The sequence below is a fragment of the Streptomyces africanus genome, from assembly GCF_002150735.1.
GTDB classification, from domain to species: Bacteria; Actinomycetota; Actinomycetes; order Streptomycetales; family Streptomycetaceae; genus Streptomyces; species Streptomyces africanus.
This window is the reverse complement of the sequence record NZ_MUKA01000484.1, coordinates 452-892: the sequence shown is the minus strand read 5'-3', so window position 1 is coordinate 892 and position 441 is coordinate 452. Positions and strand designations below refer to the sequence as shown.

Sequence of the window (441 nt, the reverse complement as noted above, 5' to 3'; positions counted from 1 at the left end):
CGGGGTCGTCGGGGAGACGATCACGTCGACCTGCTCGAACGCCTTGTCGAAGTCCTGCTTGATGAGCGTGCGGACCTTCTGGGCGCTGCCGTAGTACGCGTCGTAGTAGCCGCTGGACAGGGCGTACGTGCCGAGCATGATGCGGCGCTTGACCTCGGGGCCGAAGCCGGCCTCGCGGGTCAGGGAGGTGACCTCCTCGGCGGAGTGCGTGCCGTCGTCGCCGGTGCGCAGGCCGTAGCGCAGGCCGTCGAAGCGGGCGAGGTTGGAGGAGCACTCGGACGGCGCGATCAGGTAGTACGCCGACAGCGCCAGGTCGAAGGACGGGCAGTCCAGCTCGACGATCTCGGCGCCCAGTTCCTTCAGCAGCGCGACGGACTCGTCGAACCGCTGGATGACACCGGCCTGGTAGCCCTCACCGCGGAACTGCTTCACGACACCGAC

Annotated in this window: 1 protein-coding gene; it reads right to left on the bottom strand. The window is 68.3% G+C overall.

Annotated features, from left to right (window positions below):
- On the bottom strand, positions 1–441 hold a 441-nt coding region (locus CCL05_RS46760; RefSeq protein WP_244204569.1), incomplete at both ends, for an amidase family protein.